Annotated in this window: 1 protein-coding gene; it reads right to left on the reverse strand. The window is 78.7% G+C overall.

Annotated features, from left to right (window positions below; all coding sequences use genetic code 11):
- On the reverse strand, positions 1–826 hold an 826-nt coding region (locus AA75_RS37360; RefSeq protein WP_033824875.1), incomplete at both ends, for an SDR family NAD(P)-dependent oxidoreductase.

The raw sequence follows: 826 nt of genomic DNA on the forward strand, positions 1-826 counted from the left end.
GAGCAGGCCGCCGTCGCCGTCGACGGCGGCCGCGTAGTGGTCGAGGAAGGCGTTGGCCGCCGCGTAGTTGAGCCCGCCGACGCTGCCGAACAGGCCCGCGACGGAGGAGAAGAGCACCAGGGCGGTGCCCGGCCGTCCGGCCAGGGCGCGGCGCAGCGTGAGGACGGCGGCCACCTTGGTGTCGAGCACGTGGTCGATGTCGGCCGGACCGAGGCCGGTCAGCAGCCCGTCACTGACCGAACCGACGCTGTGCAGCACGCCGTCGGGCTCGCCGAAGGCGGTCCGGCAGTCGTCCAGCGCGGCGGCCACCGCCTGCGGGTCGGTCACGTCACCGGCCAGGTAGCGGGCCCGGCCGCCGGCCGCCCGCAGGTCGTCCAGCAGCTTCCGGACCCGGTCGCTCTCGGCCGACCGGCCGACCAGCACCAGGCAGGCCCGGTAGGCGGTGGCGAGGTGGCGGGCCACCTCGGCCCCGATGCCGCCGGCGCCGCCGAACAGGACGTACGCGCCGCCCTCGCGGAAACCGCGGGCGCCCCCGGGGACCTCCCTCTCGGTGAACACCTGGCGCAGCCTGCGCCGGCCCCGGAGCGCGACCAGCGGGACGGTCCGGCCGCAGGGCTCCTCCAGCGCACGGCGCAGCACCTCGGCCGTTCCGGGGTCCTGGCCGTCCCGGCCGAGGGCGTCGGCCGGCAGGTCGACGGCGGCCGCGGTGACGCCCGCGAGCTCCAGCGGCAGGGTGCGCAGGGCGCCGAGCAGGGCTCCCTGGAGCGCGGCGCCGGGGGCCGCGGACCCGCCGTCGGGCGCGGCGAGGCCGGTGGTCAGCAGCCGC

Origin of the sequence: Kitasatospora sp. MBT63 (assembly GCF_000710465.2) — a bacterium.
Taxonomy (GTDB): Bacteria; Actinomycetota; Actinomycetes; order Streptomycetales; family Streptomycetaceae; genus Kitasatospora.